At 69.2% G+C, this 15,736-nt stretch carries 16 protein-coding genes and 1 pseudogene; 10 read left to right on the top strand and 7 right to left on the bottom strand.

Translation table 11 applies throughout. From position 1 onward, the window contains the following. Positions 1-1,777: pseudogene (locus PV679_RS34850) on the top strand (PAS domain S-box protein); the annotation flags it as partial. Positions 1,778-1,935: 158 nt separating this feature from the next. On the opposite strand, the gene PV679_RS34845 reads toward PV679_RS34850, so the two are convergent. From PV679_RS34845 to PV679_RS34835, 3 genes are all read right to left on the bottom strand, one after another. After that, a complete protein-coding gene (locus PV679_RS34845; protein ID WP_319685214.1) occupies positions 1,936-3,582 on the bottom strand; it encodes a long-chain fatty acid--CoA ligase in 1,647 nt (548 codons plus the stop codon). Positions 3,583-3,721: 139 nt separating this feature from the next. Continuing rightward, positions 3,722-4,282: a SigE family RNA polymerase sigma factor gene (locus tag PV679_RS34840; protein ID WP_319685213.1), complete on the bottom strand. Its 561-nt coding sequence runs from the start codon at positions 4,280-4,282 to the stop codon at positions 3,722-3,724. 385 nt (positions 4,283-4,667) lie between these two features. Beyond that, positions 4,668-4,979 carry a hypothetical protein gene (locus PV679_RS34835; protein WP_319685211.1) on the bottom strand — a complete coding sequence of 104 codons (312 nt, stop codon included), beginning with the start codon at positions 4,977-4,979 and terminating at the stop codon, positions 4,668-4,670. A gap of 314 nt (positions 4,980-5,293) precedes the next feature. Between PV679_RS34835 and PV679_RS34830 the strand changes: the two genes are divergently transcribed. The 3 genes from PV679_RS34830 (at position 5,294) to cutA (ending at position 8,072) form a co-directional block, all read left to right on the top strand. Continuing rightward, positions 5,294-6,196, top strand: coding sequence for a bifunctional DNA primase/polymerase (locus PV679_RS34830; protein WP_319685209.1), 903 nt, complete (start codon positions 5,294-5,296; stop codon positions 6,194-6,196). Positions 6,197-6,455: 259 nt separating this feature from the next. Beyond that, positions 6,456-7,400: a type II CAAX endopeptidase family protein gene (locus PV679_RS34825; RefSeq protein ID WP_319685207.1), complete on the top strand. Its 945-nt coding sequence runs from the start codon at positions 6,456-6,458 to the stop codon at positions 7,398-7,400. Between the two features lie 354 nt (positions 7,401-7,754). Further along, positions 7,755-8,072 (top strand): divalent-cation tolerance protein CutA, encoded by a 318-nt coding sequence (gene cutA, locus PV679_RS34820; RefSeq protein WP_319685205.1) that lies wholly within the window; start codon positions 7,755-7,757, stop codon positions 8,070-8,072. On the opposite strand, the gene PV679_RS34815 is transcribed toward cutA, so the two are convergent. Further along, complete coding sequence (locus PV679_RS34815; protein ID WP_319685196.1) at positions 8,069-9,343, bottom strand: helix-turn-helix transcriptional regulator; 1,275 nt, start codon at positions 9,341-9,343, stop codon at positions 8,069-8,071. The two genes, cutA and PV679_RS34815, sit on opposite strands and share 4 nt — an antisense overlap. Before the next feature lie 242 nt (positions 9,344-9,585). Between PV679_RS34815 and PV679_RS34810 the strand changes: the two genes are divergently transcribed. The 6 genes from PV679_RS34810 to PV679_RS36305 all read left to right on the top strand — a co-directional run bounded on the left by PV679_RS34810 (position 9,586) and on the right by PV679_RS36305 (position 13,528). Beyond that, entirely contained in the window at positions 9,586-9,813 is a 228-nt protein-coding gene (locus PV679_RS34810; RefSeq protein ID WP_319685195.1) for a hypothetical protein, read from the top strand. A gap of 221 nt (positions 9,814-10,034) precedes the next feature. Then, positions 10,035-10,166 (top strand): hypothetical protein, encoded by a 132-nt coding sequence (locus PV679_RS34805; RefSeq protein WP_319685193.1) that lies wholly within the window; start codon positions 10,035-10,037, stop codon positions 10,164-10,166. A 19-nt stretch (positions 10,167-10,185) separates the two neighbouring features. Next, complete coding sequence (locus tag PV679_RS34800) at positions 10,186-11,370, top strand: cupin domain-containing protein (protein WP_319685191.1); 1,185 nt, start codon at positions 10,186-10,188, stop codon at positions 11,368-11,370. A 29-nt stretch (positions 11,371-11,399) separates the two neighbouring features. Then, positions 11,400-12,260: an aldo/keto reductase gene (locus tag PV679_RS34795; RefSeq protein ID WP_319685189.1), complete on the top strand. Its 861-nt coding sequence runs from the start codon at positions 11,400-11,402 to the stop codon at positions 12,258-12,260. Continuing rightward, positions 12,241-13,092: a hypothetical protein gene (locus PV679_RS34790; RefSeq protein WP_319685187.1), complete on the top strand. Its 852-nt coding sequence runs from the start codon at positions 12,241-12,243 to the stop codon at positions 13,090-13,092. The genes PV679_RS34795 and PV679_RS34790 overlap by 20 nt, the downstream gene beginning before the upstream one ends. 160 nt (positions 13,093-13,252) lie before the next feature. Next, on the top strand, positions 13,253-13,528 hold the full coding sequence (locus PV679_RS36305) for a transposase (protein WP_416069866.1): 276 nt from the start codon (positions 13,253-13,255) through the stop codon (positions 13,526-13,528). 87 nt (positions 13,529-13,615) lie between these two features. Here PV679_RS36305 and PV679_RS34780 read toward each other — a convergent pair whose 3' ends face one another. The 3 genes from PV679_RS34780 to PV679_RS34770 form a co-directional block, all read right to left on the bottom strand. Further along, a complete protein-coding gene (locus PV679_RS34780; protein WP_319685186.1) occupies positions 13,616-14,182 on the bottom strand; it encodes a hypothetical protein in 567 nt (188 codons plus the stop codon). A gap of 311 nt (positions 14,183-14,493) precedes the next feature. Further along, on the bottom strand, positions 14,494-14,865 hold the full coding sequence (locus tag PV679_RS34775; protein ID WP_319685185.1) for a hypothetical protein: 372 nt from the start codon (positions 14,863-14,865) through the stop codon (positions 14,494-14,496). Between the two features lie 233 nt (positions 14,866-15,098). Further along, the coding region (locus PV679_RS34770) for a restriction endonuclease (protein ID WP_319685183.1) at positions 15,099-15,736 on the bottom strand (638 nt) is incomplete at its 5' end.

Genomic DNA, 15,736 nt, shown 5'->3' with positions numbered 1-15,736 from the left:
GGGCGCGGGCGGTGCGGTGGGCGCCGCCGACCGCACCCCGGTCACGGCGCCGCCCACCGCACCGCCCGCGCCCATGGCCATGCCCACGCGTCCCGCCCGGCCGGCCGCACCGAGTGCCTCGCCGGACGGCCGGCACGACGCCGTACGTACGCCACCGGACGCCGACCACACCCCGCCGCAGGCACATCCGCTGCCGTCGGGACGGCGCCGGGCGCGCGGCGATGCCGCGCCGCAGCCGGGTCATGGGCCCGCCGGGCCGACCACGGCCGGCGCGGGCGTAAGGCCCGCCGACACCGGCGCCGTCTCCGTCGACCCGAACGGCTGGGCGAGCGCCGGACAGACCGCTCCTGGCCTGCCCGTCCCCGGCCAGAGCCCCGGTCCGGCGTCCAATGGGCAGGGGACGCCCACGACTTCGGGCTTCGGCATGATGCCGGGACCGCCGGGCTGGCCCGATGAGCCCGGCCCGAGCGGCGACACCGGAAGCGTGCCGATCGCACCGGCCGCTCCGGCGGAGCCCGCCGTCCCGCATCCTCAGCCGACCGCCCGTCAGCCGCTGCCGCCCGCCCAGCCTTTGCCGGAAGAGGCGCCTGCCTTGCCGGACTCCACCCAGGGACGTGCCATCAGCGTGCGCACGCTCGGCCAGGGCGTGCCGCTGGCGCAGCACCTCTCGCAGCAGCCGAACACCGTCCAGCACCCGCCCCAGTCCCTCGGCTCCGGCCGCCGCCGCAGGCTGGGTACGCCTCCGGACGGCGACGAGCGCGCCGATTCGAACGCCATGCCGCAGCCGGGGATTCCGGGCCGGCCACAGCCGCAGGGCCAGGCGGCGCCGCACGGCCACGTACCGGTCCAGGCACCCGGCACCGCCCAGAGCCAGCCCCAGGCCGGCGCTCCCTCGCAAGGCGGCTCGCGGCTGCCCGCCGCCCACCAGGAGGGACGGTCCTACGCGATCGGCGCGCCGGACGAAGGCGCCGAAGGCCCCGAGCCGCTGGACGGTCCCGGTGGCGCGGTCGAGGTCGCGAACCGCCCGCAGCCACGGCCCGTCGACGACGAGCTCCCTCCGGAGCCGCTCGACAACCCGCGTCGGCTGCTGGTCTGGCCCGCGCCCGATGTCTCGACCCAGCAGGCACTGAGCGATCGCGGTTACCGTCCGGTGATCGTGCACTCCCGCGAGGAGGTCGACGCCCAGATCGCCGCGTTCCCGGCGGCGCTGTTCGTCGACCCGCTGACCGGTCCGATCACCCGTACAGCGCTTCAGTCCCTGCGCCAGGCCGCCGTCGCGGCCGAGGTCCCCGTCATGGTGACGGCGGGTCTGGGCCAGGCGACCCGGGAGGCCGCGTACGGCGCGGACCCGGCCGTACTCCTCAAGGCCCTGGCACCGCGCGACAGCGAACAGCATCCGTCGCGCGTCCTGCTGATCGAGGAGCACGAGGAGATCGCGCTGGCCCTGACGGCGACGCTGGAGCGGCGCGGCATGCAGGTCGCACGGGCGGCCAACGACAACGAGGCGGTCATCCTCGCCAGCCAGATGCGGCCGAATCTGGTGGTCATGGACCTGATGCGGGTACGCCGCCAACGCGCGGGAATCATCGACTGGCTGCGGGCCAACGGCCAGTTGAACAGGACGCCGCTGGTCGTCTACACCGCCGTCGGAATCGACCGCGCGGAGCTGCCGCGGCTCGCCTCCGGGGAGAGCGTGCTGTTTCTCGCGGAGCGCTCCACCAGTGACGAGGTGCAAACCCGGATTGTCGAGCTGCTGGCGAAGATCGGCACAAACTAGAGAGCGCGTCCGTAGACCATGTGGCCGAAAGGCCGCGTCCGACCGGTCGGCGTACGCGGCCGGGGCAGCGTCCCGAAGACCTCCGCCCCGGCCAGGTACGACTCACCGCACGCGGAGCTGACGCCGTACAAAGCACGCTCAGCTCGCTCCGGCACGCGCTACAGCCGGGTGACGTCCAGCTCTCCGTCCGCGTACTGCTTGCGGATCACCTTCTTGTCGAACTTCCCGACACTCGTCTTCGGCACCGCGGCCACCACCGCCCATCGCTCCGGAAGCTGCCACTTCGCGATCTTCCCGGCCAGGAAGTCCCTGAGCGCCGCGTAGTCGGCGCTCGCGCCCTCCTTGAGGACGACCGTCGCGAGAGGCCGCTCGCCCCACTTCTCGTCCGGTACGGCCACGACGGCCGCCTCCAGCACCTCCGGATGGGCCATCAGCGCGTTCTCCAGTTCGACGCTGGAGATCCATTCGCCACCGGACTTGATGACATCCTTGGCGCGGTCGGTGAGGGTGAGATAGCCATCGGCGCTGATGACACCGACATCGCCGGTCCTGAGCCAGCCGTCCTCGCTGAACTTGTCCGCGGGCTTGATCTCCTCGGCGCCCGCCCCGCCGTAGTACGCGCCCGCGATCCACGGGCCACGCACCTCCAGCTCACCTGCCGACTCGCCGTCCCATGGCAGGAATTCGCCACCGGGTCCGGCCAGCCGGGCCTCGACACCGGCCGGAAACCGGCCCTGGGTGATGCGGTACGGCCACTCCTGCTCGTCGGTGAGCCCGGCGGGCGGATTGGACATCGTGCCGAGCGGCGAGGTCTCCGTCATGCCCCAGGCGTGGCAGAGCCGTACGCCGAGTTTGTCGTACGCCTCCATCAGCGACGGCGGACAGGCGGAGCCGCCGATGGTGACCCTGGTCATGGAGGTCAGATCGCGCGGGCGGGCGGTGACCTCGGCCAGCAGGCCCTGCCAGATGGCGGGGACGGCGGCCGCATGCGTGGGCTTCTCGCGCTCGATCATCTCGGCGAGCGGAGCGGGCTGCAGAAAGCGGTCGGGCATCAGCATGTTCACACCGGTCATAAACGTGGAGTGCGGCAGGCCCCAGGCGTTCACATGAAATTGAGGCACCACCACAAGCGTCGTGTCCTGATCGGTCAGCCCCATGGACTCGGCCATGTTGACCTGCATGGAGTGCAGATAGATGGAGCGGTGGGAGAAGAGGACGCCCTTGGGATCGCCGGTGGTGCCGGAGGTGTAACACATGGCCGCGGCGGACCGCTCGTCCAGCTCGGGCCAGTCGAAGGCGGTGGGACGGTCCGCGATCAGCTCCTCGTACTCATGGACCCGCGCGTCGGCTCCGTCGAGGACAGCGCGGTCGCCGGGGCCGGAGACGACGACATGTTCGACGGTCGGCAGATGCGGGAGGAGCGGAGCGAGCAGCGGCAGCAGCGAGCCATTGGCGATGATCACACGGTCGGCGGCGTGATTGACGATCCAGATCAACTGCCTCGCGGGAAGGCGGAGGTTGAGGGTGTGGAGGATCGCGCCCATCGAAGGGATCGCGAGATACGCCTCGACATGCTCGGCGTTGTTCATCATGAGAGTGGCTACGCGCTCGTCGTCGCCGACTCCGAGTTCGTCACGCAGGGCGTTGGCGAGTCGCGTCGCGCGTCCGCCGACCTCACCGAAACTGCGGCGCTGTGGCTCGTTCTCGCCGGTCCAGGTCGTGACCAGCGAGTTCGCGTGGATGGTCATCCCGTGGCGCAGGATGCGGGTCACAGTCAGCGGTACGTCCTGCATGGTGCTCAGCACGGCGTCCTCCCGGTGGGCGTTGGCGCTACAGGGCAGTTGCCGAGATTCTGCGCACGTACCGCGCGGTATGTCACTACCCGGGAGTAGAGGTACCACGCACGGACCATCGGGCTGACGACCGCCGGGAAGCCGCCGGAAGTCACCGTACGGGTGACAGCTCGGGATCCTCGCGGAGCTTTCCGAGCGCGCGCGACACCGCGCTCTTGACCGTACCGACCGAGACACCGAGGACCTCGGCGGTCTGGGCCTCGCTGAGATCCTCGTAGTAGCGCAGGACGACCATGGCCCGCTGACGGTCGGGAAGTCTCATCACCGCGCGCCACATCGCGTCGTGCAGCACCTGCCGCTCGGCCGGGTCGGGCTCCGGCGCGCCGGCCGGCTCCGGCAGTTCCTCACAGGCGAACTCGTCGACCTTGCGTTTGCGCCACTGCGAGGTGCGGGTGTTCACCAGGGCGCGGCGCACGTAACCGTCCACGGCGCGGTGGTCCTCGATCCGGTCCCAGGCCATATACGTCTTGGCGAGGGCCGTCTGAAGCAGGTCCTCCGCGTCGCACGGATTGGCGGTGAGTGAGCGGGCGGTACGCAGCAGTACGGGACCCCGCGCCCGTACGTACGAGGAGAACGACGCGTAAGGCGGATACGGCGGGTACGAGGCCGCCTTGACGACTGTGGAGGCGCTCGTGCGGACAGGCGTGGTCATGGGATCCACGCTAGGAGCGGGCCCACCTTGAGGGATCGGCCCCAGGTCCCGAAGCGATGTCCGCCTCAGGGTGTAGGGGTGGTGCCGGCCCCACCTCCTGAAGGTGGAGAAAGGCCGCGAGACCGTCAGGGTCCGGGCCGGGACGGAAGCGGACGGGTGGACGCCCCGCGAGGCCCGACAGATCCTCGAACCATCCGCATACCCGTACGGAAACGGCCGGCGCCAGACGGCCGAACAGCCTGCCTCGGATACAAAAACGACCGCACCTCCACACATAAGAACAAACCCGCGCCGCACAATCCAGAACGTTCTGCGCGACGGCGCCGAAGCACCGTCGCGCAGAACGTCGTTCACCCCTCAGTCACGCCCCCCGCCGGACTGTCAGTCACCAGAGGTTGACGAAATTCACCGCGATGTTCTTATTGGACTGGTCGATTCGCGTAAAGCCGGATCCGACCACATTCGCCGTATTGTTCTGGTTGGATGCTCCAGCTCCGGTGGCCACCTGCTGCGTGGTCGTCGAATTGCCGAAGTTATGACCGCCCACCCCCCTGCCGCTCAGGGTGGCCACGGTCGCATTCGATCCGTCGTCCGCGAAGGCGCCGTTGTCGGCCTGGGCAACTCCGGCGAACAACGCGACGGCGAGGGGCAGCGAGGCAACAGCGGCAAAGGCACGGGCGGTACGGAAGCTTGCCATTTCATTTCCTCCAGGAACCAGAAGTGCAGCTATTTCCAAGGCAGTTGGCCGACCGCCTCGGTCATGGTGACGACGTCGCGACCTCAGAGTTGCCCACCGAATACCTGGCGAACCACCCCGGAGGCCCCGATTCCCTCGCAAGCGTGAGGACAAGTCGATAAACCCCCTTTGGCGCATCAAAGCCACAGCTCCGTACCTATGCACCGGTAAGCCCAGTCCCCGCAAGAGGTGAAGCGTTTCGGCACATTCCGGATCCCGTCCGTCTCACCTCGGCCCCTCTTCCCTTCTTCGAACGCCTGTACGAAAATAGAGCCATGGCCACCACCGCCCGGCGTCCCGCCAACATGGCCCTCGTCCACGCGCTGTCCGCCGCCGAGCGCGGACTGCCCGTCATCCCCTTGTCCTCCACCAAGCTCCCCGCGCTGCGCTCACCACACCGGGGCGAGCCGGAGCAGGCCCACTGCCACGGCGAGTGCGGACTGCCCGGACACGGCGTGCACGACGCCACCACCGATCCCGCCGGCGTACGCGCCCTGTTCGCCGCCGCGCCCTGGGCAACCGGCTACGGCATCGCCTGCGGCCGGCCGCCGCACCGGCTCATCGGCATCGATCTCGACATCACCCACGAGGACGGCGCCACCGGAGCGGGGCCAGGGTCCGCTTCCCGGTCCGTCCCCGACTCCGTGGCCGCCTTCCAGCGACTGGCCCTCCAGCATCTGTTCACGGTGCCGGAGACCGTGATCGTCCTGACCCCGAGCGGCGGCCGGCACCTCTGGCTGACGGGTCCGCCGGACGTCGTGGTGCCCAACTCGGCGAGCCGGCTCGCCCCGGGCATCGATGTCCGCGGCGCCGGCGGCTATCTCGTGGGTCCCGGCTCGGTCACCGCCCGCGGCGCCTATCGGACGGCGCCCGGTACCGCCGGCCTCGCACCGGCGCCCTGCCCACCTGAGCTGCTGCGCCTGCTCACTCCTCCGGCCCGTCCGCACCGCCTCCAGGCACCGCCGCCGCAGGGCCGCGGCCTGGTGCGGTTCGTCCTCGCCGCACAGGAGGGACAGCGCAACACCCGGCTGTTCTGGGCCGCGTGCCGCGCCTACGAAAACGGCTTCGGCGAGGCGCTCGCGGAGTCCCTCGTCGACGCCGCCGTACGCACAGGTCTGGACGAGCACGAGGCACGCGCGACCATCGCCTCGGCCGCCCGGCTCACGGCCGGCCGCTGACCACGGTGGCCGGCGCCCGCACGACCGGAGGGCGCCGGTCACCGTACGGACCGGACGCACCCGGCGTTTCGCCGCGAGAGCGAGCGGCGGCCGGTGCGTGACCGCGGCCGTCCGCTGGGCGCTCGCGTCCTCACCAGTCGGCGCAGGTGCACCCAGCACCACCCTCCGGCCGGGCCGTACGCCCAGTGTTCCGAGCCGTCAGCGTCCGTAGCTTCGTCGACAGGCGCAGAGAGCGCCTCAGGAGAAGGGGCGGCGGGCCATGTTCCACCGGAAGAGCGGGACCGGAACCACCAGAAGCGGCGAGGCGCCGCGGCAGGTCCAGGCCGGCGACATCCACGGCCGGAAAAGCGGCCTCGCTCTCTTTTTCGCTGTCACATTCACGACGACGTGGGCCTTCTGGCTGATCGCGATCGCACTCGGCGGATCGCCGACGAGTTCCCCCACCGCCATTCCCTATCTGCTCGGTGGCTTCGGCCCGGTGTTCGGCGCGATCGTGGTCCGAGCGCGCCGCGCCCGCCGCCGTGAACCCGTGCCCGCTCGTACGGTGAAATTCCGCCAGGGCACACGGCTGTTCTGGGTGCCGCCTCTGCTGGTGCCGGCATCGGCGAGTGTGGTGGCGGGCGCGCTGCTCGCGGATCTCCTGGGTGGTCCCGGAGTGAGCCTGACCGAGGGCAGGGAACTGATCTCGACCGTCGGCGGAGTCGTGCCGTTCTTCGTGAGCATGCTGGTCGCCGGTCCGCTGGCCGAGGAGCCGGGCTGGCGCGGCACGGCGTATCCGCGCCTGCGTGCGTCCATGAGCCGTCTTCGGGCCGGCCTCCTGCTGGGTGCTGTCTGGGCGGTATGTCATCTGCCGCTGTTCTTCATCGAAGGAACGGTCCAGGCCGAATTCGGTCTGATCAGTTGGAGTGGCCTGATGTTCTCGCTCAGCGTCATACCGGTGGCACTGCTGACCGGTTACGCCTACGAGCGTGCCGGGGTCGCGGCATCCATCGCGGTTCATCTCGGCTTCAACGCGACCATGGCGGTGCTGACCGTCGAATCGCCCGTAACGCAGGCATTCATCGTGGCGGTACAGGTCGTTCTCGCCTCCGCGCTGCTCGCCACGCGGCGCGACCGCCGGACGGAGCCGCCGGTCCAGGCGGGCCCTCACCCGCACCAGGCACTCACTGAGGCGTCGCCTCGGGTCAGCCCGACCCGAGGCTGACCGCAAGGACTCCCTGGCCACCAGCATCGGCGAGTGGTGGATCAGGTACGCGGCCGGCTGACCGCCGGGCACGACACGGAACGGGATGATCACACAACGATGGAAGGGGTGCCTCCAATTCGGAGGCACCCCTCTGATCTGCCACTACGTTGAACTGCGCGCGGGGGGTGTGGGATTTGAACCCACGGTGACATCGCTGCCACGACGGTTTCCAAGAGAGTGCTGCGGGAGGTGCGTTCGGCGCGCCTGACCTGCTCGTTCCCCACTCTCAGGGCCTCTCGGGGACTCGGGCGGTCCACACCTGGTCCACCGGCTCCATAGGGGTGCGATGCATCGGGCGGGTACGTTGCCCTCATGGCTGACTTCTTGATCGTAATCACGACCGTGGACAATCAGGACGCTGCGCGGAAGCTGTCGCACTCGGCAGTGGAGGAGAGCCTAGCCGCTTCCGGGCAGGTGACCGGGCCCATCGAAACGACGTACCGACACCTCGGCGAGGTCTCCGAGGGCACCGAGTATCAGGTGACGTTCCGTACGACCGGTGACAGGCGCGAGGCGCTGGAGAAGCACCTGGTGGACAACCACCCCTACGACTCGCCAGAGGTCATCGCGTTCACGATCGACGCCGGCCGTGCCGAGTACCTGGACTGGATCACCCGAGCCACCCGCTAACCCTTCGCACGCTCCAGTAGCGCGCCGACCGGGGCGAGGTACCGGTGGGGCTCCAACCGCTTGGCCATCAGACGGGCCCGCGCCACCGGTCTGATCGACGCCAGTCCCTCGGAGAGGTCGAACACCCGCGCCGTGATCGCGGTCGAGTGCTCGACCTCTCCCGCGTCTAGGTACGCCGCTGCCAGCCACGACAGGTACAGCGCCTTGTCCCGGGCCCGGGTGTCGTCGTACCGGGCCAAAGCGTCCTCCAAGGCTGGGATGGCCCGTAGCGGTCGGTGCAGCTCCGCCCAGCAGCGCCCGGTCATGATCGCGATCTCGTCGGAGTCCACCCAGTACGCCCAATCCGGGCCCGGCTCATCGCTGTGTTCGTGGATGGCCTCTTCGGCAACGCCCAGGGCGTAGTCCGCCTCCCGGTCGTTCCACGCGGTCGCGTGCTGCCACGCCAGCCGGTCCGCCAGCAGCGCCCGCACCACGGGCGCCGTCCCCGCTCCGAGTACCTCGTACGCGGCCGTGGCGAACCTGATCCCGGAGCCACCGCCCACCGTCCAATCCAGGTAGGCCAGGAACGCCAGCGAGTTGCCTTCCAGTGCGGTGTCCTCTGCGGCCCGCGACGCGGCTAAGGCCGTCATGTAGTACCTGCGGGCGCCCTCGTAGTTTCCCGCGTCGTACGCCGCCCAGCCTGCAAGCTGGGCCTGTTCCGCGATGATTCCCCGCAGTCCCCGGCCTGTCGCTTCGCTGTAGACCCCTTCGTCCGCCAGCCGAGTCGTGTCCTCCAGCTCCCGGACGTACATCTGGTAGGTGTCTCCGCCACCCACGAAGTCGTCCAGGCGGCGGAGCCGGGCGGTGCGGTGGCTCAACTGCTTCGGGACGTCGGCTCCGATCCTCCTCCCCGACGAAAGCAGAGAAGCGGGCTGTATGACGGCAATCCCGGCGCCGGCCGCAACCGTCATGAATCCGCGGCGGTCGAACACATCGTTCTCCTGGTCGGTCTCGTCCTTCTTCTCCTGACGTCGCAGACGCCGGGCGAGAGTGACGGCTCGCCGCAATTCCTCCTCCGGCACGCCGAACTCCGCAGACAGCAGCGCCCTCGAAGCCGGGTCCGGGAGGCGCTCGTGGGTCTCCCACCGCGACACCGCACCTTGCTCCAGCGGGTACCCCCGCCGCGCGGAGAGATCAGCCGCCAGTTCCTCCTGTGTGCGCCCGCTGGCCATCCGCAGGCGCCGCAACAGCGGACCGATCGGTTCCACGCCGTCGTCCTCGTTCGTGGTCATCATCGCCATCCCTCGGCCGTCCGCAGAGCCCGGATCCCAGCCTGGCCATAAAACCTGGCCATGTCCCCGGAATGGCCATGCCTTCTGGCCCATCCGTCCAAACGCTGACGGCAGTTGACTGGTCACAGCCGCCCGGAGAGGCGGCCTCCGCCCTCGCAGCGGGTCGAAGGGCCCTCCTCGCGTCGCACCTGCGGCCCGCTGCATCCCCCGGCAGGGCCCGTCCGAGACCGAGGAGAGGTGCCGTGTCCCCCAAGAGCCGCCTTCGTCAGCGCCAGAACATTCCGGGCTGGGTCAGTGAAGGCACCCGCATCCACGATCCACCCAAAGGCCGCACCGGCATCGTGCAGTTCATCGGCGAGTTCGAGGACCCGAAGACCCGGGTGGTCATCCAGAACGCGGTCTTCGCCCGGCCCGAAGGCGGTGGCGTGGAGTGGGTCGTCGAGGACCCATCCAGCCTGGAGCGCGGCTGAACGAGCGCGCTCCGTGGGGCTGGCGCCAACAGCTCGCCGCACTTGTTTACTTCGCCATCGTCAGCGTCCTGGTGGTGGCCCTGGCCCTCGCTGGGGACCCCGGCCGCTGACCCGCAGATCTCCGCCTCGAACTTCCTGAGTACGTCCCGGGGCGGATGCACCACCCGCAAGCACCCGCCGGAGTCCCGGCAGGATCCAACAAGGTCAGGAAGGAGTACGGGATGAACGAGAACGCTCCCACCGAGCAGAACAGCGGTCTGCTGATCGGTGTCCGCCGCATCACCGCGGCCCGCTCACGTGCCGGGGAAGCCTCGGACAACACCGGCGGCAAGTCGGACATGAACGACACCTGATCGACCGAGGAGACCCACGGTGATTGATCCCGCATCGTGGGCCGAGCGTCTGGGCGGGGACACGTTCCTCGCCCAGACGTGCTTCCGGGCCCACAAAGTGATCCGCTCCAATGACAACGCCCACCCCTCGCTGCTGGCCTGGGACGACCTCAACGAGATCGTGGCCGCTCACCGACTCGAACCGCCCCGGATGCGGCTCTCCCGTGCCGGGGAAGCTGTCCCGGCCACTGCGTACTCAATCCTCCGCACGAACCGTCGCGGGGTTTCCTGGCACCAGCCCCAACCTGCCGAGTTCCACGCCCGGCTCGCCGAGGGCGCGTCCCTCGTCATCGACGCGATCGACCAGATCCACCCGCCCGTCCGGGAAGCCGCGGCCGGCCTCGAACGGTTCTTCCGCACCCCCGTGCAAGTCAACGCCTACGCCTCGTGGACCGCCGAGGAAGGCTTCGGCACCCACTGGGACGACCACGACGTGGTGGTGCTCCAACTCGAAGGCTCCAAGCGGTGGAAGATCTACGGCCCCACCCGGCAGGCCCCCGCCTGGCGCGACGTGGAAGCTCCGGAGGCCCCGACGGGCGACCCGATCGCGGACATGGTCCTGACGCCCGGCGACGCGCTCTATCTGCCGCGCGGTTGGTGGCACGCCGTGAGCGCCGACCAGGGCACCGCATCACTGCACCTCACCTTCGGACTCGCCACTCAGACCGGCGCCGAGTTTCTGGGCTGGCTGTGCGACGACCTGCGGGCGAGCGTGACCGTCCGAGCGGATGTACCGCGTTTCGGCACCCCGGAGGAACGGGCGGAGTACCTGGCTGCCGTACGGAAGGACGTACTGGCTGCCCTGGAGGACCCTGCGGTTCTCGACCGCTGGCAAACGTCCCTGGCCGCGACGCACCCCGGGCGCCCGCGCCTGTCACTGCCACACCTGACCGCCGTCCCTGCCGAACCCGGCATCACTGTCCAGGCCACGGTGCCCCGTGCCCGGATCGACCAGGACGACCAGGCCGTGACCTTCGCCGGGGCAGGGAACGAGTGGACCTTCGCCCTCCCCGTCGCCCCGATCCTTCGCCTCCTCGCTGGTGGACCGCCGGCCACCCTGGCGGACCTCGCCGCCGAGTCCGATCTCACCCTCGTACAGGTGGCGGAGGTCATCTCCGCGCTGGTTGCCGGTCAAGCCGTCGCCGTGATCGGGGACTCCTCGTGACCGCTTCCCTGGGACTGGGAACGTACCGGATGCGCGCCGTCGAACAGGCGGCCCGCACCGCGTGCGCCGACGGGCTCGTGTGGATCGACACCGCCCCCAACTACGGCAGTGCCCACCAGGCGCTCGGCCCCGTCATCGCCGACCACCCGCGCGCCATGGTGGCGACGAAGACAGGCTTCTTCAACCCGGACGAAGGTGCGGCTGCTCTTCGAGCCGGGCTCCTCACCGCCGCCCAGGTCCGGGCCGGACACAGCCTCGACCCTGGCTTCGTCCGCTGGCAGACGGAAAGGTCCCTGGCCGCTCTCGACCGGATCGACCTCGTGTTCGTCCACAACCCGGAGCACGCCGGCCTCAGTCCCACGGAGCTGCATCCGGCGCTACGTGAGGTGTTCACGGTGCTGGAGGAGTTCGCTGCCGCGGGCAGGATCGGCGGGTACGGCGTGGCCACCTGGTCGGGGTTTCAGCACGACGCCTTCTCCGTGTCCGAACTCCTGGGCCTGGCCATCGAGGCCGCTGGTTCGGGTGAACATCATCTGCGGGCCGTCCAACAGCCGGTCAGCCTCGTCATGGCAAGGCCGATCGCCCTCGCCCTCGATGGCAGGGGCCCCCTCGTCCTGGCCCGCGCGGCGGGCCTGATCACCTTCGGCTCCTCGCCTCTGCACGGCGGCGAGTTGCCCGGCCTCGTCACGCCTGAACTCGCCGAGTTCATCCGCCCGGGGGCCTCGCCGGGCACCGCCTGTCTCCTCGCTGCGGCCTCATGCCCGAGCCTGGACGTGGTACTGCTGTCTGCTGGCACCGCCCCCCATTGGGCCGCCGCAAAGGCCACCATTGCCGCCCCGCTCGATCCGGGCCACCTCAGGAAGGTCACCGATGTACTCGCCCAAGGATGAGACCACCAGGGCACGCATGGAGGACGCCCTGAACCATGCCGCTGCCCGCCTGTCCACCACGGCGACGGGGGCGCCGGCCTGGGGGTGGCTCGGCCGCACCATCGGCAGTCGCACCGCAGGCGGCCACTGGCTCCGCGTCCACTGCGGCGAGGCAGCCAAGACCCCCGCCACCCGGAACGAGGGGATCGCCATCGCCGAGGAACGGATGTCCGACAAGGTGTCCCGCCCGCACCTCCACGACCTGTACCGCTGGGACGGCGGCGAGTACGTCTTCGAAGCGGAGTTGATCGACTACATCGCCCAGCCCGTCATCTCGCCGGAGACGCCAGACCTCACTGAGGATCCGGGCCTGCCGGACTCCTGGTGGACGACCCTGCGGGAGAGTCTGGACGCCCTGAGCACCGCCGAACCACCCCGCGAGACCATCCGCCAGTCCTGGGCCGACCGGGTCTTCCCCGAGTTCCTGGGGATCCCTGCCCCGGCCATCACCGAACGCGTAACCGGGCACGCTGACCTTCAGTGGGCCAACCTCACGCACGACCCCCTCGTCATCCTGGACTGGGAGCGCTGGGGCGCCGTCCCCGTCGGCTACGACCCCGCGATGCTCTACGTGAACAGCCTCCGCGTCCCCGCCGTTACCGACCGCATCCGTGCCGAGTTCGCCCACGTCCTCGACACCCCCGCCGGCCGGATCGGCGAACAGATCGCCCTCGCCGAGATGCTTCAAGCCGTGGGCCGTGGCTGGTACGTCGAGCTGGCCCCGCTCCTGCGCCGCCGCGCGGAGGAACTGACGGGGATCCGTCCTCCGGCCCCCGCCCACCCGACCGCCTGATTGGCGCCTCCCATACGAGCCCCAGCGCACCCCTCCGCGCTGGGGCTCGCGTGCGTTAACTCCCGCCCCGTCTTTGGCATTTGGTGACGGTTTCCGCGCCTGCGCATCGCGGTCGGCCGGAGCGGCTTTGGCCGGTGTCCTGTTCGGGTTGGGGTCGGGCATGTTCAGGGGGCCGTACGCTGGCCGGCAACTCGGGCAGGCTTTGGGCCTGACCGCCGATGTGCACGACTCCAAGGCCGCCCCCGCACTGCTGGAGACGTTCATGCAGCAGCCGGGCCGGCTGCTGCAACTGGTGTGGGTCGACAGTGCCTACCAGGGTCCGGCGCTGGCGAAGGCGTTCGCCCGTCACGGACTCCGGACCGAGGTCGTGCGCGCTCCGACGGACAACGCGGATTTGTCGTACTGGCCCGCAGGTGGGTCGTGGAGCGGACGCTGAGCAGGCTCTCCCGCTCACGCCGCCTCAACCGCGACCACGAACGCCGCCCCGACCACCACGCCCAGATGGTGTGGTGGGCCGCCGTGATCAGACTGTCCCGGCGCCTGGCCGCAGACGCTCCGCGCTGGCCGGAGAAACGCCCCGGCCGACTGCTCCGGGCTCAGGCATGAACCGTCCGTCCTTCGCCCGCACCAGCCAGCCCCGCTTCTCCAGCACATAGGCACGGTGACGGATCTTCTCCACCTCGTTCTTGATCTCCGCTTCCCGGCCCACCGCCCGCGTCAACTCCACCCCGCTCACCGGCCCCGAAGCGGCCACCACCGCGGCGAACACCTCCCGATACAGGCCGCTGAGCACCTCCTCGCCCATGCCCGACCGCCACACCGGCGGCCGCTCGCCATGCCCCGAGCCCGGGCCGCCCGATCCCACGGCGGCAGCCATCTCACCACCGGACGGCACCGGAACCGGCGTATTCACCGGGCTCTCCGCGGCCAGCACCGACACAAGTTCCTCACGCCCCACCCGAGCCCGCTCGACCCGCTCCCGCGCGGCATCCACCTCCGCCTGAGCCTGCTCCAGGACCTCCGTCCAGGACTCCAGATCCTGCCTCGCCCGCGCCTCACGCTGTTCCATCAACCCCAGCACCGACGGCATCGAACCCTCCTCGATCCACAACAAGCCGTCCGCTGCCTGCCTCTACCCCGTCGCGATCATGCTCCGCACACGAAGAAGCCCCTGCTCATCGAACAGGGACTCCCTTTGCCACAACGCACTCAGTCGTGGATGTCAGATGTCTTCTGGCAGATCGGTATTAAACGTCATACCAGCCGCCGGAAAGCCTATGACTCCCCTGCGGCCAGCCCGTTGTCAGCGAGCCCCCAAGTATCCAGGAGCTCATCTTGTCGCTCACTGTCCGTGCGACGCTATTGTTCAGCCTTGGTCGGTGACATCCGCGCTTGGTGGTGTCAGCCACTGATATCAGAGGATTGCGTGCCGAGCTTGCTGTAGTAGTCGCGGCAGAACATCACAAGGTCCTCTGCATGTAGCGCCCCGTACTTCTCGGCCGTTGTCTGGTCAACTGCCTGAATGACGTGATGTGCTGACGTCGACCGATAACCCATCGCGCTGTCCTTCTCGGATATCTCCACAGCCCAGTACTTCACCAGCGTCGGCGACTCCTGGAAGCTGCTATACGTGATCGTGTCGCGAAGATCCCAATCCTTGATCACGACATTCAGCCCCTCAGCGAGTGCCTCGCGGGCGTAGTCGATGGCAGCGTCGAGGCTCAAGCTGTAGAAGGTCAGAGGGCGGCCGTTGGGTTCGCGCGGGATAGCCATACCCGCACTCTATGGGTTCTCCGAGGCCGACTGAGTCTCGATAGGCAAGCCATGACTTGTCTTCTTGCCCTGGGGTCTTGCCGGGGATCTTGGTGAGCTGGGTTTTTGCTGCTCAGAGGTGGTTGGTTCGTGCGCCTTGTGGTCGTCGTCGGCCGTCATTGGCCACTGTCGAGCGACCTCGGACGGCCCAGGGACAGCCCGGTTCCTCGGCCTGAGTGGGCAGCCCGCCGGTCTCAGCGTGAGGGGCGCCTCTTCGGGGGGACCGGGCCAGGGATCACATCCTTGCCAAGGTGTTCCTTGATCAGGTACTTGAGTTCCGGCCCTTCGATGAGCTGGAGTCGGCCATGCTGGCGGGCAAAGTCGTGGCTGGCCCTGCCGAACCACGATGTGGTGATCAAGACCCCCTTGGCCGCACGCTTGTGCTCCACCACTCCGGCGAGCGCCTGGACGGACTCGACACCCACGAGCTTGCTGTAGCGCTTCGCTTGAATGATGCACTCACCGTTGAAGACGGGGTCCTTGCTGACGGCCACCGCGTCAACACCCTCGTCTTTGGACGCCTGGGTGTTCCAGGCCTCCATGCCGATCGCCTCGAACAGTTGGCGAATCAGGTGCTCGAACTCGGTGGGAGTCAGCTTCACCAGCACGGGCCTGCTGTCCAGGTCAGCGACTACATCCATGCTGTCCATGAGCCGGTACTTCGACAGGTCGAACTCGACGATGGGGCGAATTGGTTCAAGATCGTAGGGGTTGGGAGACACCAGGGCGTTAACCTCGATCGTTCGTGAGTCTCTGTCGGTTTGCTGACGGGGACTCTGTGTTCGTGTGGTGCGGTTTTTTCTGGGCCGGGGCAGGCTGAGGGCCCGGCTCT

This window comes from Streptomyces sp. AK02-01A, from assembly GCF_033795305.1.
In the GTDB taxonomy this organism is placed as follows: domain Bacteria; phylum Actinomycetota; class Actinomycetes; order Streptomycetales; family Streptomycetaceae; genus Streptomyces.
The sequence above is the reverse complement of the archived record's forward strand: the minus strand, read 5'-3'. Positions and strand labels throughout refer to the sequence as shown.